Below are 22,653 nucleotides of genomic sequence, written 5' to 3'. Positions count from 1 at the left end.
GACAAAACCCGAACCCCGCAACCTTCCACCACCCCGACCCCAGGAGAATTAAATTGGCTAACATCCTAGTCATGATTCCCTCCGGCGAAGTCTATGACCATGACTGCGTGCGGTGGTACAGCTACCAGAACATTCAGCGTAGCATCAATCATTACCACAACATCGGCGACGCCTTCGTCTACGATTCCTCGCTGAAGCTGCTGACCTTCGACCGTCTCGACGTCGTCGAGATCCGCGAGTTCAAGCAGGAGGTGGTGGACCGGGCCAACGCCGAATACGATTACGTCTTCCTGCGCGGGTCGAACTACATCCACGACCACATGACCTGGCCGGAGGGCACCGAGCAGGTGCTGTCCAAGCTGCGCATCCCGGTCATCGCCTTCGGCGTCGGCGCCCAGGCCCCGGCGACCGGCAAGCTGACGCTGTCGGACGAGAGCAAGCGCATCTGGCAGATGTTCGCCGACAAGTCGACGACGCTGGGCGTGCGCGGCACCTACACCGCCGAAGTGCTGTGGGACCTCGGCATCAAGAACGTCCGCATCGTCGGCTGCCCGACCGCCTTCCGCAACCGCGATCCGGAGCTGCGCATCGACCTGCCCTCCCTGGACAGCGTGCGCAATGTCGGCATCACCATGCGCCGCGAGGTGTCCAGCCACTATTCGCCGGACGTGAAGACCTACCTCACCCGCCACCGCGACTTCGTCAAGGACATGAGCCGCCGCTTCGACACCGTCCTGATGATGCAGGGCGAGGTCGAGGAGAAGAAGCTGCTCTGGGGTACCGACGAGCAGAAGGCCGAGGCCTGGGACGAGCTGCACAACAACAACTGGCTGAAGAACTGGTACTTCGACGAGGAGCTGGACGCGCTGTACCGCTCGCGCCTGTGGTACTCGGACGTCGTGGCCGACTACGAGAACATCGTGCGCTCGAAGGACCTCGTGCTGGGCTACCGCCTGCACGGCAACCTGATGGCGCTGTCGAACGGCACGCCGTCGGTCTATTTCAGCTACGACAGCCGCACGGCGGAATTCGCGGAGACCTTCGCGATCCCCTGCTACGACGTCTATTCCGACAAGCCCTTCGTCCTGGAGGAATACTGGGACCAGAGCCTGTTCGAAAAGTTCAACCGCACCTTCTACCAGCGCTACCGCGACATGCGGGAGTTCCTGGACGAGAACTATATCCCGCACCGCATGCCCAGCCCGACCGCGCGCAAGAACCCGCAGCGCAAGGCGGCCTGACGGCGGTTGCCGCAGAAAGGGGCGCCGGCTCCGGAGAGTGCTCTCCGGGGCCGGCGCCCCCGTTCCCGTTCCTTCTTCCGCCTTACTCGCGAGTGCCTGCCATGCCCGACGTCGCCACGCCCGACACCCTGTCATCCACCCCCGTCGTGGCGGAGCCTGCGGCGTCCGTCATCGAAGGCCGGGTTGACGCCGTCCAGGCCGGACGGATCTACGGCTGGGCCTGGGACCGCTCCTACCCCACCGACCGCCTGACGGTGGAGTTCCGCGCCGAGATGCCGGACGGCCGCAGCGTCGTCCTGGGGCGCGCGCTGGCCGACCGTCCGCGCGAGGATCTGGTGGGCGGCAACTTCGGCGACGGCCATCACGCCTTCGAAGCCGATCTTGAGATTCCGGCCGGGCTCGACCCCACGCGCGTCGTCGCCGTGGTCGCCGCGCCCAGCACCGGCGCCATCGCCACCTTCGCCCAGCCGAGCGCCGAGGAAAAGCTGCTGGAGCGCACGCTCGCTCCGCATCTGGTGCGCATCGGCGCCGGGCTGGACGCCGCCCGCCGCGACCACCAGCAGATCACCGCCGGCCAGCAGGGCATCGCCCGACTGCTGCGCGAGACGCAGGAGCGCATCGCCGCCGGCCAAAGCGGAGCCGGTGCCGCCGCGGCGCAGCAGGCCGCCCTGTCGGACGCACTCCACGGCCTTCAGGAGCGGGTGGCCGGGCTGGAGGTCTTTCTGGTCCGCATGGACACGACGATGCGCGGCTTCGACGACGCGCTGAAGGTCAAGTCGACCAAGTCGCACGCCCCCACCATCATCGCCGCCCTGGCCTCGGCTGTGGGCGCTTTCGCCGCGACGGTGATCGGACTGGCGATTTTCGGATAACGGCGACCCGCCGCCACCTCGTCATTTCCAGGCGCTTCAGCCGCCGCCGAATCCGGCGGCGGCTTTTCCATGCGCCGGTGGTGGACGCGCCGCCGTTCCCCATGCCACCCTGAAGGAGTGGCCTTTACCGGGAGACAGGCGACATGCCCGCAGATGGTCCTTCCACCCCTCTGACTTCCCCGCTTGGCGGCGACCTCATCACGCCCAGGGATCTCCACGCGATCACCGAAGCGCAGGAGAAGGCGCGCCTTAAGGAGGCGCAGGATCTCGCGAAGAAGCAGCAGGAGGAGCAGACAGCGATCCACGAAGCCTTCATGCACCAGCACATCCGTCCCGACGCCAAGGAGCGCTTTACCCATGCCGTGCGCGCAGCGGCGGAACGCGGGGAGACCGAAATCCAGATCGTGCGCTTCCCGAGCAGCTATTGCAGCGATGGCGGCCGGGCGATCAACAATTTCGAGCCCGACTGGCCGGACAGCCTCACCGGCTTCGCGCGGGAGGTCTACGACAATTACGATCGGTATCTGCGCCCCGCCGGCTACAAGCTGCGCGCCCAGATTCTGAGCTATCCCGGCGGCATGCCGGGCGACGTCGGCGTCTTCCTGCACTGGTGAGGCCGACGGCGTTCAAACGCACCGACGCCCGGCCAGAAACTGGCCGGGCGCGGTCGTCGCCAAAAATGCTGAGAGGAAACCCGTCCTTAGGCGGTCGGGCTGGCCTTGGTGGCCGAGGAGATGGTGTTGTTGACGACGTTCTGGCTGATGCCGTCGGCGATCGACACCGCCGAGCGGCCGTTGTTGTTGTTGAAGATGTTGTCGTGCACGTCGAGCGTGATCGACCCGGCGCCCTTCAGGTGCTCCATGATGCCGCCGTTGTTGTTGAAGATCTCGTTGCCGTAGATCTTGTAGGTGACGCTGGTGCCCTGGTTCTGGCCGACCGAGATGCCGACGTTGGCGTTGCCGTAGATGGTGTTGTCGTAGATCTCGGTGCTCGACTTGGCGAGGATGCCGGCGCCGCGCGGGTTGTCGTAGATCGTGTTGTCGTGGATCTTCAGCGTGCTGTTGGCCTGGCTGTGGTCGTGGTACAGCCCGTGCGACCGGCCGTCGCCGCCGCCGGCGCCGTTGTTGAAGATCGTGTTGCCGGCGATCTCGCCGCTCAGGATGCGGCCGTTCCAGCCCGAATACACACCGTCGGTCCGCCAGCCGTTGTCGCTGATGGTGTTGTTGGTGAAGAACTGGTCGGCGTTGTCGGCGGAGTAATGCACGATGCCGTAGGCGCCGTTGCCGTCGATGGTGGAATGGTCGATCCGCAGCCCGTGCGAGGTGCCGCTGATGACGACGCCCGAACCGTGGTTGTCGACGATCTGCGAGTTGGTGACCTTCACGTTGTCGGCGCCGCCGTTGAGCAGCAGGCCGGCGTCGCCCGAGCCCTTCATGGTCAGGCTGTCGAAGGTGATGTTGTCCTTGTTGTTCAGGCTGACGGCGTAGCTGGAACCGCTGGCCGCCTCGATCACCGGGTTGGCGCCGGTGCCGTAGGCGCCGTAGATGATCGGCTTGTCGGAGGTGCCGGAGGTGGAGGCCAGAAGGCTGTCGTGCCAGGTCTCGCCACGCTCGAACAGGACCAGCGAGCCGGGAGCGAAGTTGGTGGAGTTCACCTTGTCCAGCGACTTCCAGGCCTGGTTCGCGTCATGGCCGGAGTTGCTGTCGCTGCCGTTGGTCGCATCGACGTAGTAGATCTGCGAGGCCGGGGTGGACGGGTAGTCCGACGTGCCGGAGGTCGGCGCCATGGGGGCGGCCGGGGCCGCGGCGGCGGTCGTCGCGAAGAACTCCTTGGGAGCGGCGACGGCCAGCGTGCCGTTCCACCACATGTTGGCCTGCCCCGGGACGACATCCTTGCCGTCCAGCGCGCCCTTGTCATAGGTGACGGACGGATCGGTCGGGGCGACCTTGTGGCCGTTGATGGTGATGGCGTTGACCGTCAGGTTGCGGTCCTGCCCATCGACGGCGCCGTCGTTGTCGTACTGGATCTGAACCTTGTGCGCCTGGTCGGCGGCCACGTTGGCGTCGAAGGAGAAGTCCTTGGCGTCGCCGCCCGCGGTGCCTTCGCCGACAACGGCGCCGTCCACCAGCAGTTTGAAATGGGGCGAGACGCCGCCCGCGGCGGTGCCGGAGGCGTTCACGACGATCTTGGCGGTACCCGCGGCGGCGGCCGTGGCGTCGGCCAGCGCCAGAGGCTGCGCGGTGGTCTGGAGTGCCTGGAGATGGAGAATTGAGTCCGGCGTCGCGGCGTTGTCGGCGGTCACCGGGGCGACGCTGTCGACAACAGCCTGGAACGGATCGGCAGCAGAATCACCGACAAAACCGGTCGTGTCGGCGTGGTTCTGATGATCAAGCTCAATGGCCATATGTTCCATGGTCTTTCACTCTTTCCTTTTTACAGCGCCACGTTTGTGGCGGTGGGCGGGAATGTGCGCGGATCGCGCCGTCCCGCTTGCTGTGTGCTCAATCGTTTTCGACAGGACCGGAGCCTAGCCAGCACCGTGTGGCCTTAAATGGTTCGATTTTAGGATAATTAGTTTTTGAAGTGCGCCAAATCCGTCACAGGAATTTCTCCAACGAAAGAGGTAGTTCCCTAAATTTTAGCGCTATCCAGAAAGGGGTAACTCTTTCGGCAAATTCTTGAAATTGCTTCGAACTACAAGAATTTAGCCGCCATTTTCCAATGGATTTCTGCGCCGCACCCAATGATTGGGGCCGGTCGTCTTGTGACATTCCTGTTGAAGAAAGCTGGGATGCCACATACCATACGCCACACGGACAGTTTGCTGAACAAACAATCCGTCTCGCCAGAAAATCCAAAAACGATGAGCCGTGCCGACGGAAGCCCGGCCACCCAAAAGGGAAGGAATGAGGCATGAAGGACGTACAGCGCCCGCGCTGCGCGCGGAAGACCCCTTTTGACTCCTTCGCTTTTAAAAACACGCCAAGAAGAACGCTCGCAAGCGGAACGGCCCTGGCCGGCGCGCTCGGCCTTCTGCTGATCCCGGCCGCGGCCCAGGCCGCCTGGGAACCGACCAAGTCGGTCGAATTCGTCGTCCCGGCGGGAACCGGCGGCGGCGCCGACCAGATGGCGCGGATGATTCAGGGCATCATTCAGAAGAACAACCTGATGGGCCAGCCCATCGTCGTCATCAACAAGTCGGGCGGCGCCGGTGCGGAGGGCTTCCTCGACGTCAAGTCGTCGAACCGCAACCCGCACAAGATCATCATCACCCTGTCCAACCTGTTCACCACGCCCCTGGCGACCGGCGTTCCCTTCTCCTGGAAGGACATGACGCCGGTGGCGATGCTGGCGCTGGACAACTTCGTCCTGTGGGTGAACAGCGAGTCCCCGCAGAAATCGCCCAAGGAATTCGTCGAGGCCGCCAAGGAGGGCGGCGCCAACCGCTTCAAGATGGGCGGCACCGGGTCCAAGCAGGAGGACCAGATCATCACCGCCGCCATCGAGCAGTCGGCGGGCGTCACCTTCACCTACGTCCCCTACAAGGGCGGCGGCGACGTCGCGGCCCAGCTCGTCGGCAACCACATCAACGCCAGCGTCAACAACCCGATCGAGGCGGTGTCGCAATGGCGGGCCGGCGCGCTTCGGCCTCTCTGCGTCTTCGACAAGGAGCGCATTCCGTTGAAGGAGCCGGTGGCCGACGGCAAATCGTGGAACAGCATCCCGACCTGCAAGGAATCCGGGCTGGACGTGGAATACACCATGCTGCGCGGCATCTTCATGGGGCCGGGCGTCACGCCGGACCAGATCGCCTATTACGTGGACCTCTTCAAGAAGGTCCGCGAGACGGAGGAGTGGAAGGACTTCATGGCGAAGGGGGCCTTCAACGTCAGCTTCAAGACCGGCGACGAGTTCAAGAGCTGGCTGACCGCGGCGGAAACCCAGCACAAGACGCTGATGGACAAGGCGGGCTTCACCAAGCAATAGCCCTCCTCGTCCGACGCGCGGCCCCCGGGGCATCGCGCCCCGGGCGCCCTCCCCCACCTTGCGGGTTTTCGTGGGAGTGAGCCATGGAGCATGGAACGCAGAACAGTGATCCGGTCGTCTCGAACCGGACCATGGAGATCGTCGTCGCCGGGCTGTTCGCCCTGGTCGCCATCGTGGTGATGGCCGACAGCGTCCGCGTCGGCAACGGCTGGGGGTCCGACGGGCCGAAGGCCGGCTACTTCCCCTTCTATGTCGGCCTGATCATGCTGGTCAGCAGTCTGGCCACGCTGGCCGTCAACCTCCGGCGCCACAGCGGCGAGCGCACCGCCTTCGTCGAGAAGCACCAGCTCGCCCTGGTTCTCCAGGTGCTGGTCCCCAGCGCCGTCTTCGTGGTCCTCACCGCCTTCCTGGGCATCTATCTGTCGGCGGTGCTGTTCATCGCCTTCTTCATGCATTGGGTGGGCAAGTATCCGCTCAAGACGATCCTGCCCGTCTCTATCCTCGTGCCCGCGGGCCTCTTCGTGATGTTCGAGATCTGGTTCCTGGTACCGCTTCCCAAGGGGCCGGTCGAGACGATGTTCGGGTTCTGACGAGTCCAGTTTTTTAAAAGTCGGGGCGGCCGCGGGAACGGCCGCGCACACCGAAGCAGCGGCGGGCATCCGCGACGAACCAGCCCATGCGGCGGGGACGAACCCCGTCCTGCGCGCTCAAGACGCGACCTTCCAAACGGAACGGGCGCGGATGCCGGAAAGGGAGGGAAACTTGGAAGCGCTCGGGTCACTCATAGAGGGGTTCGGCGTGCTCGCCGACCCCATGAACATCGCCTACATGTTCATCGGCATCACGCTGGGCGTCCTGATCGGCGTGCTGCCGGGGCTGGGCGGGGCGAACGGGGTGGCAATCCTGCTGCCCCTGACCTTCAGCATGTCGCCGACCTCCGCCATCATCATGCTCTCCTGCATCTACTGGGGAGCGCTGTTCGGCGGGGCCATCACCTCGGTCCTGTTCAACATACCGGGCGAACCATGGTCGGTGGCGACCACCTTCGACGGGCACCCTATGGCGCAGAAGGGCCATGCGGGCGAAGCGTTGACGGCGGCCTTCACCTCGTCTTTCTTCGGGGCGTTCGTGGCGGTCCTGCTCATCACCTTCCTGGCCCCGGTGATCGCCGGCTTCGCCCTGCGCTTCGGCCCGGCGGAGTTCTTCGCGGTCCAGCTCCTGACATTCTGCAGCTTTGTCGGCATGGGCAGCGAATCCCCCTTCAAGGTGCTGTGCGCCATGATGCTGGGCTTCGCGCTGGCCGCAGTCGGGCTGGACAGCGTGACCGGCGAGTTGCGCATGACCTTCGGGTCGGTGGAACTGCTGCGCGGCTTCGACTTCCTGATCGCGGTCATCGGCCTGTTCGGCATCGGTGAAATCCTCCTGACCATGGAGGAGGGGCTGGCCTTCAAGGGCAAGAGCGCGAAGATCAACGCCAAGGTCGTCTGGGAGACCTGGAAGAGCTTGCCCCGCTACTGGGTGACCGCTATCCGCGGCTCCATCGTCGGCTGCTGGATGGGCATCACGCCCGGCGGCGCCACCCCCGCCTCCTTCATGAGCTACGGCCTCGCCAAGCGCTTCTCCAAGAACCGCCAGAATTTCGGCAACGGCGAGATCGAGGGCGTGGTCGCTCCGGAAACCGCGGCCCACGCCGCCGGCACCAGCGCGCTTCTGCCCATGCTGACCCTGGGCATCCCCGGCTCGCCCACCGCGGCGGTGCTGCTGGGCGGCCTGCTGATCTGGGGGCTCCAGCCCGGCCCGCTGCTGTTCGTCGAGCAGAAGGAGTTCGTCTGGGGCCTGATCGCCAGCATGTATCTGGGCAACATCGCCGGGCTGATCGTGGTGCTGACCACGGTTCCGGTCTTCGCCTCGATCCTGCGCATCCCCTTCAGCATCATCGCACCCGTCATCGTGGTGATCTGCGCGGTCGGCGCCTACACCGTGCACAACGCCTTCCTCGACATCGTCATGATGCTGGTGTTCGGCGTCGTCGGCTACGTCTTTAAGAAGCTGTCCTACCCGCTGGCCCCGCTGGTGCTGGCCCTGGTGCTGGGCGACATGGCGGAAAGCTCCTTCCGGCAGGCCATGCTGGTGTCGCAGGGCGATCTGGCGATCTTCTGGTCCAACCCGCTGGTCGGCAGCATCGTCACGCTGGCGCTGGTCATGCTGTTCTGGCCGGTGATCTCCGCCCTGCTGCGCAAGCGCCAGTCCCGGCAGGATGGCGGGACCCAGGTCCTCCCCGTGAAATAGGGCATCCCTGCAAACCAGCTCCACCCACTCCCCCGCCGGCCTCCGGGACGGGACGACCGGCGGGGGGATTTCTTCTCACATCGGGGGGTTCGGGACGATGGACACGTCCGATTTCATGATCGCTCTGCTCCAGATCATCTGGATCGACATTCTGCTGAGCGGCGACAACGCGCTGGTCATCGCGCTGGCCTGCCGCTCGCTTCCGCCGAAGCAGCAGAAGATCGGCGTCTTCCTCGGCACCGCGGCGGCCATCGTGCTGCGCGTGCTGTTCGCCGTCATCATCGCCTATCTGCTGGCCATCCCGTACCTGAAGATCATCGGCGGGGTGCTGCTGTTCTGGATCGCCATCAAGCTGATGCTGCCCACCGAGGAGGAGGAGCAGGCGGCGCACTCCGGAACCTCCGCCGGTCTGTGGGGGGTGGTCCGCACCATCGTCATCGCCGACGCGGTGATGAGTCTGGACAACGTCATCGCCATCGCCGCCGCCTCGCACGGCAACACGGTCCTGCTGATCCTCGGGCTGGCCATCAGCATTCCGCTGATCGTCTTCGGCAGCACCCTGATCCTGAAAGCCATCGAACGGTTGCCGGCCCTGGTCTATGCCGGCGCCGGGCTGCTCGGCTACATCGCGGCGGAGGTCATCCTCACCGACCCGAGCATCCATTCCCACGTGACGGAAAGCCTTCCGGTGCTGACCGGGACGGCGCCCTTCGTCGCGGCGTTGGGGGTGATGATGGCCGGTTTCCTGATGGCCCGCAGCATCAACCGCCGCCGCGCCGTGGTGGAGACCGATCCGGCCTGAGAAGCCGTCAGCAGGAGGACGGGCGACGGGGCTCGCGGCAGCGGTCGCCCCGCACCGCCCGGAAACGGCCCGGCAGGGCCATGGCGCGCACGTCGGTGGTGATCTCGGAGATGAGGCCCGGATCGTTCCGCAAAATCTCGGTCACCACGGCGGCCAACCCGGCCAGGGCGAACACGACGGCAAGACTCTCCAACATCGGGAACTCCGGACTCTGACCACACCTATGCTGCGCTGCGGCAGGAATGGCGCAAAGTCCGTTGGGGAGCAAGGGATAAGAAACATATCATTTCGTATACCAGATACGCAGCAGGAGCCGGACACAGGCTCCGCACCGCCAGTTCAGGGAGGAACGTCGAGATGCAAGCGAAGGATGTCATGACATCGCCGGTCATCACGGTGTCGCTGGACACCCCCGTGCCGGACATCGCGGAACTGCTTTTGACCCATCGGATCAGCGGCTTGCCGGTGGTGGACCAGGACGGCCGCGCGGTCGGCATCATCAGCGAGGGGGACCTTCTGCGCCGGGTGGAGACGGGAACCGACCGTCCGCGCGCCCGCTGGCTGGAGATGCTGGTGGGCCGCAACGTGCAGGCCGCCGACTTCCTGAAGACCCATGGACGCCGCGCGCGCGACGTCATGTCGCGCCCGGTCCAGGCCGTCGCGCCCGACACGGAGATCGCCGAGATCGCCGACCTGATGGAGGACAAGCGGATCAAACGCGCCCCCGTCCTGGTCGACGGGCGTCCGGTCGGAATCATCAGCCGGGCCAACCTGCTGCACGGGCTGCTTCGCAACCGGCGCGGCGGGACCGGCTTCGGCGCGTCCGGCGACGAGGCGATCCGCGCCGCGCTGCTGGAGGCGTTGGACGGACAGTCCTGGGTGGACCTCGATCGGATCAACATCGTCGTCAACGACGGGGTCGTGCAGCTCTGGGGCATGGTCGACAGCGAGGAGCAGCGCCGCGCCCTGCACACCGCGGCGAGCGGCATCAGCGGTGTGAAGCGCGTGGAGGAGCATCTCAACCGGAACCGCTTCGTCGGGTGATTTCCCGGCCGTCCGCCCCATCGAAGGAGCAGCCCGATGCCGCCACCCGAATTGACCGTCCAGCCGCTGGATTCCGGAGCCACCTTCCGCAACCAGGTTTACCGACGGCTGAAGCAGGCCATCATCCAGATGGACATCTACGACCACCCCGGCGACGTCCGGCTGGACGAGCGCCAGCTCAGCGGCCTGCTGGGCGTCAGCCGCACGCCGATCCGCGAAGCCCTGACCCTGCTGGAGCAGGAGGGTCTGGTGCGGCTGGAGCCGCGGCGGGGGATCTACATCGTCCGCAAGACCAAGACCGAGATCATCGAGATGATCATCGCCTGGGCGGCACTGGAAAGCATGGCGACCCGCCTCGCCGCCGAACGCGCCACCGCCGAGGACATCAGCACGCTGTGGGACATCTTCCGCAGCTTCGAGGAGCAGGCCCCGTCCGACAACATCCAGGAGTATTCCGACGCCAACATCGAGTTCCACAAGGCGATCATCCGGCTCAGCCGGGCGCGCATCCTGGAGACGCTGACCGACAACCTGTTCATCCACATGCGGGCCATCCGCAAGCTGTCGATCCGGCAGGACAACCGGGCCGAACAGTCGATGCACGAGCACCGCGACATCATCCGGGCGCTGGAACGGCGTGACGGCGAATTGGCGGAGCGTCTGGCGCGCGAGCACACGCTGGGTCTGGCCGCCCATGTCGAGCGGCACGGCGATTTCCTCGACTGGCTGCGGCTGGCCGAGGTGCGCGGCGCCGACGTGAAGGCCGCGTTCAAGGACGGTCTGCCGCTGATGTAGCCTCTTCAGCCCTCTCCCCTCCGGGGAGAGGGTGGCCCGAAGGGCCTCTCGCGCTGGCGGAAGGCCAGCGCTGACGGCGTCAGGCGGATGCCTATGGGCATCCGCTGAGAGCCGGTGAGGGGGTTGCGCATGGCGGAGCGTTCGGCACAAGCGCAACCCCCTCACCCTAACCCTCTCCCCAGAGGGGAGAGGGGAAACACGCGTCCTTCACTTCATCGACGGGAAGGAGAACTGCGCGCCCTCGCGCACGCCGCCGGCCGGCCAGCGCTGGGTGATCGTCTTGCGCCGGGTGTAGAAGCGCACGCCGTCCGGCCCGTAGGCCGCCAGATCGCCGAACAGCGACCGCTTCCAGCCGCCGAAGCTGTGGTAGGACACCGGCACCGGCAGCGGCACATTGACGCCGACCATGCCGACCTTGATCACGTCGGTGAAGTAGCGCGCGGCCTCGCCGTCTCGGGTGAACAGGCAGGTGCCGTTGCCGTACTCGTGGGCGTCGATCAGGTCCATGCCCTCCTGCATCGTTTTCACGCGAACGACGCAGAGGACCGGGCCGAAGATTTCCTCCCGGTAGACACTCATGTCCGGTGTCACCCGGTCGAACAGGCAGCCGCCGAGGAAAAAGCCGCCCTCATGCCCCGGCACCACCAGCCCGCGGCCGTCAACCACCAGTTCCGCCCCTTCGGCGACGCCCTGGTCGACAAAGCCCTTTACCTTCTCGAAATGGGCGCGGGTGACCAGGGGACCCATGTCGCAACCGCTGCCGGTCCCCGCCCCGACCTTCAGGCCGCGCACCTGCTCCGCCAGCATCGCCACCACGCGGTCGGCGGTCGCGTCGCCCACCGCGACGACCACGGAGATTGCCATGCAGCGCTCCCCGCAGGAGCCGTAGGCCGCCCCCATGATGGCGCTGACCGCGTTGTCGAGGTCGGCGTCGGGCATGACGATGGCGTGGTTTTTGGCTCCGCCCAGCGCCTGCACCCGTTTCCCGTGGGCGGTGCCAGTGGCGTAGACATGCTCGGCGACGGGTGTGGAGCCGACGAAGCTGACCGCCTGGACGCGCGGGTCGGTCAGCAGCGTGTCCACCGCCTCCTTATCGCCGTGGACGACGTTCAGCACGCCCGGCGGCAGACCGGCTTCCTGCGCAAACTGCGCGACGAGCAGGGAGGCGCTGGGGTCGCGCTCCGACGGCTTCAGGATGAAGCTGTTGCCGCAGGCCACGGCGACCGGGAACATCCACAGCGGGACCATGGCCGGGAAGTTGAAAGGGGTGATGCCCGCCACGACGCCCAGCGGCTGGAACTCCGACCAGCTGTCGATGCCCGGCCCGACATTCTTGGAATGCTCGCCCTTCAGCAGGTCGGCGATGCCACAGGCGTATTCGACATTCTCGATGCCGCGGGTCAACTCGCCGCGGGCGTCCTCCAGAGTCTTGCCGTGCTCCCGCGTGATCGCCGCACAGATGCGGTCGGCGTTGTCCTCCAGCAGTTGGCGGAAGCGGAACATCACCCGCGCCCGCTTGCCCGGCGGCGTCGCCCGCCACGCCGGGAAGGCGGCCTCAGCCGCGGCGATGGCCGATTCCATGGTGGCGCGGCTGGCGAGCGGGACGCGGCCCACGGTTTCGCCCGTCGCCGGATTCATGATGTCGGCGGTGCGGCTGTCGGCGGGGGCGTCGGCCACGCCACCGATGAGGTGCGGAACGAGGGTCATTGCTTTCCCATCCTCCTCAAGCGGTCGCCTGGATGGCGTCGGAAACGGCGTTCATCAGCCGGTCGAGGTCCTCGCGCTCGCTGATGAAATGCGGGCCGAACTGCAGCGTGTCGCCGCCGAAGCGGACGTAGAAGCCCGCCTTCCAGCAATGCATGGCGATCTCGTAGGGGCGGCGGGCCGGCTCGCCCGGCAGGGCCGCGATCTGCACCGCGCCGGCAAGCCCGTAGTTGCGGATGTCGGTGACGTGTTTCAGCCCCTTCAACCCGTGCAGCACCGTCTCGAAATGCGGGGCGAGCGCCGCCGCCTTCTCGGCCAGCCGGTCCCGCTCGAACAGCTCCAGCGCGGCGAGTCCGGCGGCGCAGGCCACGGGATGGGCTGAATAGGTGTAGCCGTGCGGGAACTCGACCATGTAGTTGGCGCCGCCGTTGTCCATGAAGGTCTGGTAGATCTCATGGCTGGCAACAACCGCGCCCATCGGCACCGCGCCGTTGGTCAGGCCCTTGGCGACGTTCATGATGTCGGGGACCACGCCGAAGGCGTCGGCGCCAAAGGCCGCGCCCATGCGGCCGAAGCCGGTGATGACCTCGTCGAAGATCAGCAGGATGTCGTGCTTGTCGCACAGTGCACGGAGCCGCTGCAGGTAGCCCTTGGGCGGCGGCAGCACGCCCGCCGATCCAGCCAGCGGCTCCACGATCACCGCGGCGATGTTGGAGGCGTCGTGCAGAGCGACCAGCTCCTCCAGCGCGTCGGCCAATGCGGCGCCCTGCTCCGGCAGACCCTTGGTGAAGGCGTTCTGGGGCAGCAGCGTGTGCGGCAGATGGTCGGCCTCGACGCCCGAGCCGAAGAGCTTGCGGTTGCCGCCGATGCCGCCCAGGCTGATGCCGCCGAAATTGACGCCGTGATAGCCCTTGGACCGGCCGATCAGCTTGGTCTTGGTCGGCTGGCCCTTCAGCCGCCAATAGGCCCGCGCCATCTTCAGCGACGTATCGGTCGCCTCCGACCCGGAATTGACGAAGAACACATGGTCCAGCCCGGCCGGCGTCATCGAGGCCAGCTTGTGCGCCAGCTTGAAGGCCGCCGGGTGGCCGAACTGGAAGGCCGGGCTGTAGTCCAGCTCCCCAATCTGGCGGGCCACCGCCTCGCTGATCTCGCGGCGGCCGTGCCCGGCGCCGCAGCACCACAGGCCGGACAGGCTGTCGTAGATTTTCCGCCCTTCGGCGTCCCAGTACCAGGCGCCTTCGGCGCGGGCGATCAGGCGCGGGTTCGCCTTGAACTCGCGGTTCGCCGTGAAGGGCATCCAGTGGGCGTCCAGCTCCGCGCGCGTCAGCCCGGCGGTCGGGGCGGTTCCGGCTTTCTGGCTCTCGTCCAACGGCGGCATCGGGCGGCACTCCTGCTGGTTCGGGTGGGCGTGACGGGCCACGCCGGAAAACAGTGTGCGCGGAAGCTTGGTTGCGGTTAAATCCAAACCATTCAAACCTTACACAAGCATCCGCTTACCTATCAATGACCAAGCCCGCCCGCCCCCTGAGTGGCCTCAACGACGCCGACCTGCGCCTGCTGCGCGTCTTCACGACGGTGGTGGAGTGCGGCGGCTTTTCCGCGGCGGAGGTGGAACTGAACATCAGCCGCGCCGCCATCAGCCTGCACATGGCCGATCTGGAGCGGCGGCTGGGGCTGCGCCTGTGCCGGCGCGGGCGGGCGGGTTTCCTGCTCACCGACGAGGGGCGCATGGCCTACGAGGCGGCGCTGCGCCTGTTCGCCGGTCTGGAGAGCTTCCGCAGCGAGATCAACGCCGCGCATGGGCGGCTGCGCGGGGAATTGAACATCGGCATCACCGACAACCTCGTCACCATGCCGAAGATGCGGGTGACCAATGCCCTGCGCGGTCTCAAGCAACAGGGGCCGGAGGTGCGGGTGAACATCCGCATGATCCCGCCCAACGAGATCGAGCGCGGCGTGCTCGACGGACGGCTGCAGGTCGGCGTGGTCCCGGCGCGGCGCGCCCTGCCCGGCCTGGACCGCTACCCCCTGTATCAGGAGGAGTCGCGCCTCTATTGCGGGCGCGGCCACCCGCTGTTCGATGCTGAGACGGTGCCCGACGCCGCGGTGGAGGCCGCCGACGCCGTCGCACCGACCGAGGCGCAGCAGGTGCCGGAGGCGGCGGGGGTGCAGCGGGCGCTGACAACCACCGCCACCGCGACCGACCGCGAGGGCGTGGCCTTCCTCATCCTGACCGGCTGCTACGTCGGCTTCCTGCCCACCCATTACGCGCGGCAGTGGGTCGAACGCGGGGCGATGCGCGCCCTGCTGCCGGAACGCTTCCACTACGCCCAGGAATTCCAAGCGGTCACCAGGAAAGGCGCGCAGGCCAATCTGGTGCTGGAGCGGTTTCTCGATCTGCTGAGACGGACGGAATGAGAAGGCGAGCCCTGCAAAAATCAGGGTGATTTCCATTGACGCCGAGCCGGTCGCGCCCCACCGTAATTGAGGGGAATACGAACAAAGAACCGGTGGGGGAGCACGGCTATGGTGATGCTGACGGAACAGTTCGTCATCGACTATCTGCTGTTCGCCGCGGTCCTGCTCACCGTCACCTGTTCCCTCCTCGGCAGTTTCTTTCTCAGCGCGCTCAGCCGCCAGACGGGAGCCCTGTCCCGCCTGCTGCTGTGGAGCGTCCCGGCGACTCTGCTGAGCACCGCCCTGTGGTCGCTGGCCATGCCGACCAATCAGGCGCTGGTCGTCGGCGTCGCCACCGCCGGAGCGACGCTCGTCGGACAGCATCTCCTGCCCTTCGGCCCGGTCGGCCCACGCGGGGTCTGGTCATGGGAGGCGCTGCTGTTCCGCGGCCTGTCCTGGACCGGGCGCACCGCCCTGATGCTTGCCCCCGCCGTGTGGCTCGGCGGCATGCCGTCCTGGATCCTGTGGTTCGCCCTGGCCGGCCCGCTGAACGCCGCCATCTTCGCCTTGTGCCAGCTGCGCGGCACCAACCCGGCTCTGCGCCGGTCGGTGGAGCAGGGCGACGTTCTGTGGGGCGGCTCCCAGGGAGCGGTTCTTGGCGGCCTGCCGGCTTTTCTGATGCTTCTGTGATCGTTTTTCAGAAACCGGGGATGAACTCACCGTACTCATACGAAAATATACCGGGCGGGTCTTGCGCGGGCGGGATGACCGGGCCATCTGTGCGGGACTGGCTCCGGGCCCCTCTGGCGGTCCACTTGGTACGGACCGCGATGTCGGAGCCCTTCACTTGAGCGGACGGCGCAACCGTCCCCTTCTGGAGGGTCCGTATGACCGCTACCTCTTTTTCTTCCTTCCGTTACGGTTCCGCCCACGGCGAGACGGCGCATTTTGCCGCGCGCCAGCGGCTTGAATGGCTGGCACGAACGATGGACAGCGCCATCCGCGTGCCGGGGACCAACATCACCTTCGGCGCCGACGCGGTGTTGGGTCTGGTGCCCGGCTTCGGCAACCTCGCCACCACCGCGGTGTCCGGCTATCTTATCCGCGAGGCCTGGAGGCTCGGCGTGCCGCGCGGTAAGCTGCTGCGCATGGTGGGCAACGTCGCGATGGACAGCCTGATCAGCGCCGTCCCAGTGGCCGGCAACATCGCCGACGTGTTTTGGAAGGCCAACCGCAAGAACATGGCGATCCTGGCCGAGCATCTGGACGGCCATTCGTCGCACGGCGGCCCGTCCTATGGCCGCCGCCGCTCGGCGCCCTACACCATCGACGGCGAGTGGCGCCGGACGCGGTGACCCCGGACGCGGAGAAGGGGCGCGTTACTCCCCGCCGAACCGGATGCGGTGGTTTTCCAGCATCAGCTCGTCCAGCCGGCGGCCGGCGGTAAAGCCCGCCTGCCCCGGCGGGACCGGTGTGTCGGCGGGAAGCCGCGGGCAAAGCTCGGCGGCGCCGATCACCTGAGCCACCGGGTAGCGGGCGGTGTAGATGGGCAGGTCCATGTCCTCTCCCTCGTCGGACAGGCCCTTGCTCCGCACCTTGGCGCTCGCCTCCTCGATCGCCATGCCGACGACCATGGTCGCCTTGATCTCCTGCGCCGTGCCGGCCCGCAATTCGGCGCTGCGTCCCGGATAGAAGCGGTCGACCATGGCGTCGAGCGCGCGGGCCTTGGCCTCCGGCTCCTCGACGATGCGCGCGGTGCCGAAGCACATGGCGGACCGGTAATCCGCCGAATGGTTGAACCCGCTGCGGGCCAGCACGAGGCTGTCGAGATGCGTCACGGTCAGGCAGACCGGCAGGCCGTCGCGTTGCGCCCGCAGCATCCGGCTGGCCGAGGAACCGTGCCAGTAGAGATGCTCCCCCTCCCGCCAGAAGGCGGTGGGGGTGCAGTAGGGCTGCCCGTCGATCACGTAGGCGATGTGCGCGATCATCGCCCCGTCGAGGATGGCGTGGACGGAGTCCCGATCGTAGCGCCCCCGCTCGTGCAGGCGTTTGACCCGGTTGCGGTCGGTGACGGGATAGCTGTCGGACGGAACGGCCTCGGACATCGCGGAACTCACTTCGCGGCGGTGGACAACGACGCCATTAGAGCCTAGCCATTGGTCCGGCGTGAGAGCCAATTCCGACCTTGTCGACTGGACCAATCCGATGCCCGCCGATCTCTCCGACCTGATGCTCCTCCCCATCGACCGGACGGGTGGGGAGCCGCTGCTGCGGCAGGTCTACGGCGCGCTGCGCCGCGCCATCCTGTCCGGCTCCCTGCCGCCCGGAGGGAAGCTGCCGCCGACGCGCGCCCTTGCCGAACGGCTCGGCGTCGCCCGCAACACGGTGGTCGCCGCCTATGAGCAGCTTCTGGCCGAGGGCTTCATCGAGGGGCGCGTCGGGGCGGGCAGCTTCGTGTCCCGCGACCTGCCGGACGGGCTGGAGATTCCGCCGCCGGAACCATCCCGCCGCACGCCCTCGCCGCCGCCACCGGCAACCCCCTTCGGCACCCTGCCCTTCAGCACGGGGCGGTGCGCGCTGGATGAGCGCAGCCTGCGGATCTGGCGCAGCCTGACCCTGCGGCATTTGCAGCGTCCCGACCCGGACATGCTCGGCTATGGCGAACCCGGCGGACCGGCGGCGCTGCGGCAGGCCATCGCCCGCTATCTCCAGAACGCGCGGGCGGTGCGCTGCGAGCCCGAGCAGGTGGTGATCACCGCCGGCGCCCAACAGGCCATCGACCTCGTGCTGCGTGTGCTGCTGCGGCCCGGCGATCCGGTGTGGCTGGAAGACCCCTGCTACCCCGCGGTGCGCGCCGCGCTGGAAGCGGCACAGGCGCGCGTCGTGCCGGTGCTCGTCGATGGGCAGGGAATGACGGTGGCGGCGGGAGTCGCCGCCGCGCCGGACGCCCGGCTGGCCTATGTCACGCCGTCCTCTCATTACCCGCTGGGGGTCGTGCTGTCGATGGCGCGGCGGATGGAGCTTCTGGCCTGGGCGCGCACGGCCGGCGCCTGGGTGCTGGAGGACGATTACGACAGCGAGTTCCGCTACGCGGGCCGTCCGCTCGCCTCGCTCCAGGGGATCGACGGCGGCGGACGGGTCATCTATGTCGGCACCTTCAGCAAGGTCCTGTTTCCCGGCCTGCGGCTCGGCTACGCCGTGCTGCCGCCCGAGTTGCTGGAACCGGTGCTCGCCATGCGCCGCCTGACCGACTGGCACCCGGCGACGCTCTATACGGGCGTGGTGACGGATTTCCTGAACGACGGTCATTTCGGCCCGCACCTGCGCCGCATGCGCCGCCGCTACACGGCCGCGCGGGATGCGCTGGCCGACGCCATCGGCGCCCATCTCTCCCCCTGGATGGAGGCGGAAGTGCCGGAGCAGGGGATGAAGCTGATCGCCTGCCTGCGCCCCGGCCTGTCGGACCGCGCTGTCGAGGCGGTGGCGGCCCGGCGCGGCATCGCCGTCCGCCCGGTCAGCCCGATGCACATCGCTGCCCCGCCCCTGCAGGCGCTGATGCTGGGCTTCACCGGCCACGAGCCGGGCGCCCTGCGCCACGCCGCCCGCGAACTCGGCGCCGCGTTGGCGGCTGCACGATTAGACGTCTAATCCTCTCTCTTGTGCGCAAAAGGGTTAATCTTAAAAACCCCACTCCCACCAATGCGCTTTGGGGCACCGCACCCCCTGGCTTTCTCCGGCCGTGCGGCGATCCCGGCCCTATGGGGTAGCCCCGATACTCCCTTTTCGGGCCGCTCCCCTCCGGTCGTTCGGCGCGCCCTACCCCTGATACCCTGTGCAAGGCAGGCCCCAACCTTGCGACGATCAAGCTGCACGCCTGTTGAGGGGTGGCGCCGGTCCTTCGCCGTTTCCAAGCGTTTTTTGCCGGCGTCCAGTCCATTCGAATACGGAGATATTTCTTACAATGTGCGGCATCAGCGGGGAAATCCGCTTCGATTCTCGCCCGGCCTCCGCGTCCGCGGTCGGCTCGATGACCGAAGCCCTGGCGTTGCGCGGCCCTGACGGGCAAGGCGTCTTCGCCCATGGCCGGATGGCTTTCGGCCACCGGCGGCTGAGCATCATCGACCTGTCCGAGGCGGCGCAGCAGCCGATGACCGACCCCGAGTTGGGCCTCGGCATCGTCTTCAACGGCTGCATCTACAATTACCCGGAACTGCGGGCGGAGCTGGAGGCCAAGGGCTACCGCTTCTTCTCGCACGGCGACACCGAAGTCCTGCTGAAAGCCTATCACGCCTGGGGCCGCCGCTTCGTCGAGCGGCTCTACGGCATGTTCGCCTTCGCCATCTGGGAGCGTGACAGTGGGCGCGTCACGCTGGGCCGCGACCGGCTGGGCATCAAGCCGCTCTACCTGTCCGAAACGGCGGGGCGGCTGCGCTTCGCCTCCACCCTGCCCGCCCTGCTGGCCGGTGGCGACATCGACACCGCGATCGACCCGGTGGGGCTCTACCAGTATATGAGCTTCCACGCCGTCGTGCCGGCGCCGGGGACGATCCTGAAGGGCGTGCGCAAGCTGCCGCCGGCCACCCTGCTGACGCTGGAGCCGGACGGGCGCCGCATCGAGGAAACCTATTGGGAGCCGGTCTTCGGACCGCAGCCCGGCGACGAGCGGATGTCGGAGGGCGACTGGCAGGACGCCGTGCTGTCCACGCTGCGCAAGGCGGTGGAGCGGCGTCTGGTCGCCGACGTGCCGGTCGGCGTGCTGCTCTCGGGCGGGCTGGACAGCTCCGTCATCGTCGCCCTGCTGGCCGAGGCCGGGCAGACCGGCCTGCAGACCTTCTCCATCGGCTTCGAGACGGTGGGCCAGGAGAAGGGCGACGAGTTCCAGTATTCCGATCTGATCGCCCAGCGCTTCCAGACCGACCACCACAAGCTGTTCATCGACAGCAACCGCGCCCTGCCCGCCCTTCAGGACTGCGTGCGGGCGATGTCGGAGCCGATGGTCAGCCACGACGCCATCGGCTTCTTCCTGCTGTCGCAGGAGGTCGCCAAGCATGTGAAGGTGGTGCAGAGCGGCCAGGGCGCCGACGAGATCTTCGCGGGCTACCACTGGTACCCGCCGATGATGGGGGCGGCCGACCCGCTGTCCACCTACGCCAAGGTCTTCTTCGACCGCAACCGCTCGGAGATGGCCGAGGCGTTGAACCCGCAGTATCTGGCCGACGAGGACGCGGCGAGCGCCTTCGTCGCCGCCCACTTCGCCCGGCCCGGCGCCGATCGTTCGGTGGACAAGGCGCTGCGCCTCGACACCACGGTCATGCTGGTCGACGACCCGGTGAAGCGGGTCGACAACATGACCATGGCCTGGGGGTTGGAGGGCCGTGTCCCCTTCCTCGACCATGATCTGGTCGAACTGGCCGCCCGCGTCCCACCGGAGCTGAAGGTGCGCGATGGCGGCAAATACGTGCTGAAGGAGGCGGCGCGCAAGGTCGTGCCCTCCGAGGTCATCGACCGGCCGAAGGGCTATTTCCCCGTTCCGGCGCTGAAGTATCTGCGCGGCCCCTATCTGGAACTGGTGCGCAACGTGCTGAACCAGCCCGCCGCGCGGGAGCGCGCTCTGTTCCAGCCGGCCTATCTGGACCGCCTGTTCAGCGATCCGGAAACCCACATCACGCCGCTTCGCGGCTCGAAGCTCTGGCAGGCCGCCCTGTTGGAGTTCTGGCTGCAAACCCACGGGATCTGAACACCGCATGATGACGATGCAGAATCGCAACCAGACGCCCTTCCGGATCGAACGCGCCCTGGTCTCCGCCCTGATGGACGAGGACTCGCCGCGCCCGAACCGCCGGACGGGGGCCGGGCTTGGGCCGACGCCGCGCGCGGTGGTGAATTGCGGCTGGGGCCGCCTGCTGTTCGCCAACACCTTTCCCGATGTCGGCGAACTGATCGCAGCGATGCGCCAGGAGGGGCCGGGCCGGCGCGACATCGCGCTGTATTTGGAGGACCCCCACGTCGTGCTGGCCCGGGCGCCGACCGAGCTGTTCCTCGATCCCTCCCACACCTACCGCCTGCGGCTGGCCGGTTTCCGGCCGGGGAGCGAGACGCGCGGCTTCGCCATCGAGACGCTGCGCGGCCGCCAGGATGTCGACGCCGTGAACCGCATCTACGGCGCCCGCGGCATGGTCACCATGGACCCGGAATTCTGCTGGGCGGAGCGTGACAGCCGCGTGCTGACCCACCTGATCGCCACCGACCCGGTCAGCGGGGCGGTCATCGGCTCGGTCACCGGCGTGGACCATGTCCGGGCCTTCAAGGACCCGCAGAACGGTTCCTCCCTGTGGTGCCTGGCGGTCGATCCGCAGGCGGCCTATCCCGGCATCGGCGAGGCGCTGGTCCGCGCGCTGGCCGAGCATTTCAAGGAGCGCGGGCGCAGCTTCATGGACCTGTCGGTCCTGCACGACAACGCGAACGCCATCGCGCTGTACGAGAAGCTGGGCTTCCGGCGGGTTCCGGTCTTCGCGCTGAAGACCAAGAATTCGATCAACGAGAAGCTGTTCGCCGGTCCGGCGGTGGAGGCCAGCCTCAACCCTTACGCCATGATCATCATCAACGAGGCCCGGCGCCGCGGCATCGGGGTGGAGGTGGTGGACGCGGAGTCCAACCTGTTCCGCCTCAGCTTCGGCGGGCGCAGCATCCTGTGCCGCGAAAGCCTCAGCGAGCTGACCTCGGCGGTGGCGCTGTTCCGCTGCGACGACAAGGCGGTGACCCGGCGCACGCTGTTGCGGGCCGGTCTGTCGGTCCCCGACCAGATGACCGCCGCCGGCATGGACGACAACGCCGCCTTCCTGGAGCGCCACGGCAGCGTCGTCGTGAAGCCCGCCCGCGGCGAGCAGGGCCAGGGCATCACCGTGGACGTGCGCGACGCGGAGACGCTGGCCTGGGCCGTGGGCAAGGCGAGGAAGATCTGCGACACGGTCCTGCTGGAGCAGTTCGTGCAGGGCCAGGACGTGCGCATTCTGGTCATCGACTATCGCGTCGTCGCCGCCGCGGTGCGCCGCCCGGCGGAGATCGTCGGCACCGGCGACCGCAGCATCGCGCAGCTGATCGAAGCGCAGAGCCGCCGCCGCGCCGCCGCAACCGGCGGGGAAAGCCGCATCCCGATGGACGAGGAGACGGAACGTTGCGTGCGGGATGCCGGTTTCTCCATGGACTCGGTCCTTCCGGAGGGTCAGGCGCTGGCCGTCCGCAAGACGGCCAACCTGCACACGGGCGGCACGCTGCACGACATCACCGACCGTCTGCACCATCGCGTGGTGGATGCGGCGGTGGAGGCGGCGCGCGCGCTCGACATTCCGGTGGTCGGCCTGGATCTTCTGATCCCCGACCTTCTGGGGGCCGACTACGCGATCATCGAGGCGAACGAGCGGCCCGGCCTTGCCAACCATGAACCGCAGCCGACCGCCGAACGCTTCCTCGATCTTCTCTTCCCCTACTCCGCAGTCGATCCGCGGGCGTGACCGTTCAG

The 22,653-nt window shown here is 67.3% G+C and carries 20 protein-coding genes; 15 read left to right on the top strand and 5 right to left on the bottom strand.

Annotated elements, in window-relative coordinates:
- The first annotated feature begins 53 nt into the window (after positions 1–53).
- From FHW79_RS17850 to FHW79_RS17840, 3 genes are all read left to right on the top strand, one after another.
- Positions 54–1,241 carry a polysaccharide pyruvyl transferase family protein gene (locus FHW79_RS17850; RefSeq protein WP_183180193.1) on the top strand — a complete coding sequence of 396 codons (1,188 nt, stop codon included), beginning with the start codon at positions 54–56 and terminating at the stop codon, positions 1,239–1,241.
- 101 nt (positions 1,242–1,342) lie between these two features.
- Positions 1,343–2,113, top strand: a complete 771-nt coding sequence (locus FHW79_RS17845; RefSeq protein WP_183180192.1) for a hypothetical protein — start codon at positions 1,343–1,345, stop codon at positions 2,111–2,113.
- Positions 2,114–2,256: 143 nt separating this feature from the next.
- Positions 2,257–2,727, top strand: a complete 471-nt coding sequence (locus tag FHW79_RS17840) for a hypothetical protein (RefSeq protein WP_183180191.1) — start codon at positions 2,257–2,259, stop codon at positions 2,725–2,727.
- An 86-nt stretch (positions 2,728–2,813) separates the two neighbouring features.
- On the opposite strand, the gene FHW79_RS17835 is transcribed toward FHW79_RS17840, so the two are convergent.
- Positions 2,814–4,526: a carbohydrate-binding domain-containing protein gene (locus FHW79_RS17835; protein WP_183180190.1), complete on the bottom strand. Its 1,713-nt coding sequence runs from the start codon at positions 4,524–4,526 to the stop codon at positions 2,814–2,816.
- A 500-nt stretch (positions 4,527–5,026) separates the two neighbouring features.
- Here FHW79_RS17835 and FHW79_RS17830 point away from each other — a divergent pair, with 500 nt between their 5' ends.
- From FHW79_RS17830 to FHW79_RS17815, 4 genes are all read left to right on the top strand, one after another.
- On the top strand, positions 5,027–6,100 hold the full coding sequence (locus FHW79_RS17830; RefSeq protein WP_183180189.1) for a tripartite tricarboxylate transporter substrate-binding protein: 1,074 nt from the start codon (positions 5,027–5,029) through the stop codon (positions 6,098–6,100).
- An 83-nt stretch (positions 6,101–6,183) separates the two neighbouring features.
- A complete protein-coding gene (locus FHW79_RS17825) occupies positions 6,184–6,690 on the top strand; it encodes a tripartite tricarboxylate transporter TctB family protein (protein ID WP_183180188.1) in 507 nt (168 codons plus the stop codon).
- Between the two features lie 208 nt (positions 6,691–6,898).
- Positions 6,899–8,389 carry a tripartite tricarboxylate transporter permease gene (locus FHW79_RS17820; RefSeq protein ID WP_348984201.1) on the top strand — a complete coding sequence of 497 codons (1,491 nt, stop codon included), beginning with the start codon at positions 6,899–6,901 and terminating at the stop codon, positions 8,387–8,389.
- A gap of 97 nt (positions 8,390–8,486) precedes the next feature.
- Positions 8,487–9,191 (top strand): TerC family protein, encoded by a 705-nt coding sequence (locus tag FHW79_RS17815; protein WP_183180186.1) that lies wholly within the window; start codon positions 8,487–8,489, stop codon positions 9,189–9,191.
- Positions 9,192–9,198: 7 nt separating this feature from the next.
- Here the strand turns inward: FHW79_RS17815 and FHW79_RS17810 are convergent, their stop codons facing one another.
- On the bottom strand, positions 9,199–9,387 hold the full coding sequence (locus FHW79_RS17810; protein WP_014241745.1) for a hypothetical protein: 189 nt from the start codon (positions 9,385–9,387) through the stop codon (positions 9,199–9,201).
- 161 nt (positions 9,388–9,548) lie between these two features.
- Between FHW79_RS17810 and FHW79_RS17805 the strand changes: the two genes are divergently transcribed.
- Positions 9,549–10,235, top strand: a complete 687-nt coding sequence (locus FHW79_RS17805) for a CBS domain-containing protein (protein ID WP_183180185.1) — start codon at positions 9,549–9,551, stop codon at positions 10,233–10,235.
- 36 nt (positions 10,236–10,271) lie between these two features.
- Positions 10,272–11,030 (top strand): GntR family transcriptional regulator, encoded by a 759-nt coding sequence (locus FHW79_RS17800; RefSeq protein WP_183180184.1) that lies wholly within the window; start codon positions 10,272–10,274, stop codon positions 11,028–11,030.
- A gap of 207 nt (positions 11,031–11,237) precedes the next feature.
- Here FHW79_RS17800 and FHW79_RS17795 read toward each other — a convergent pair whose 3' ends face one another.
- Both FHW79_RS17795 and FHW79_RS17790 read right to left on the bottom strand, forming a co-directional pair.
- On the bottom strand, positions 11,238–12,737 hold the full coding sequence (locus tag FHW79_RS17795; protein ID WP_183180183.1) for a CoA-acylating methylmalonate-semialdehyde dehydrogenase: 1,500 nt from the start codon (positions 12,735–12,737) through the stop codon (positions 11,238–11,240).
- A 16-nt stretch (positions 12,738–12,753) separates the two neighbouring features.
- A complete protein-coding gene (locus FHW79_RS17790) occupies positions 12,754–14,115 on the bottom strand; it encodes an aspartate aminotransferase family protein (protein ID WP_183180182.1) in 1,362 nt (453 codons plus the stop codon).
- A 125-nt stretch (positions 14,116–14,240) separates the two neighbouring features.
- Between FHW79_RS17790 and FHW79_RS17785 the strand changes: the two genes are divergently transcribed.
- The 3 genes from FHW79_RS17785 to FHW79_RS17775 all read left to right on the top strand — a co-directional run bounded on the left by FHW79_RS17785 (position 14,241) and on the right by FHW79_RS17775 (position 16,489).
- Entirely contained in the window at positions 14,241–15,155 is a 915-nt protein-coding gene (locus FHW79_RS17785; protein WP_183180181.1) for a LysR family transcriptional regulator, read from the top strand.
- Between the two features lie 108 nt (positions 15,156–15,263).
- Positions 15,264–15,824, top strand: coding sequence for a hypothetical protein (locus FHW79_RS17780; RefSeq protein ID WP_183180180.1), 561 nt, complete (start codon positions 15,264–15,266; stop codon positions 15,822–15,824).
- Between the two features lie 197 nt (positions 15,825–16,021).
- On the top strand, positions 16,022–16,489 hold the full coding sequence (locus FHW79_RS17775; protein ID WP_183180179.1) for a DUF4112 domain-containing protein: 468 nt from the start codon (positions 16,022–16,024) through the stop codon (positions 16,487–16,489).
- Between the two features lie 24 nt (positions 16,490–16,513).
- Here FHW79_RS17775 and FHW79_RS17770 read toward each other — a convergent pair whose 3' ends face one another.
- Positions 16,514–17,239: a pyridoxamine 5'-phosphate oxidase family protein gene (locus tag FHW79_RS17770; RefSeq protein WP_183180178.1), complete on the bottom strand. Its 726-nt coding sequence runs from the start codon at positions 17,237–17,239 to the stop codon at positions 16,514–16,516.
- 100 nt (positions 17,240–17,339) lie between these two features.
- Here FHW79_RS17770 and FHW79_RS17765 point away from each other — a divergent pair, with 100 nt between their 5' ends.
- The 3 genes from FHW79_RS17765 to ngg all read left to right on the top strand — a co-directional run bounded on the left by FHW79_RS17765 (position 17,340) and on the right by ngg (position 22,645).
- Positions 17,340–18,782: a PLP-dependent aminotransferase family protein gene (locus FHW79_RS17765; RefSeq protein WP_183180177.1), complete on the top strand. Its 1,443-nt coding sequence runs from the start codon at positions 17,340–17,342 to the stop codon at positions 18,780–18,782.
- Positions 18,783–19,095: 313 nt separating this feature from the next.
- Complete coding sequence (locus FHW79_RS17760) at positions 19,096–20,871, top strand: N-acetylglutaminylglutamine amidotransferase (protein ID WP_183180176.1); 1,776 nt, start codon at positions 19,096–19,098, stop codon at positions 20,869–20,871.
- A 7-nt stretch (positions 20,872–20,878) separates the two neighbouring features.
- Positions 20,879–22,645 (top strand): N-acetylglutaminylglutamine synthetase, encoded by a 1,767-nt coding sequence (ngg, locus tag FHW79_RS17755; protein WP_183180175.1) that lies wholly within the window; start codon positions 20,879–20,881, stop codon positions 22,643–22,645.
- The last annotated feature ends 8 nt before the right edge of the window (positions 22,646–22,653 follow it).

This window comes from Azospirillum sp. OGB3, from assembly GCF_014192915.1.
Lineage (GTDB): Bacteria > Pseudomonadota > Alphaproteobacteria > Azospirillales > Azospirillaceae > Azospirillum.
The sequence above is the reverse complement of the archived record's forward strand: the minus strand, read 5'-3'. Positions and strand labels throughout refer to the sequence as shown.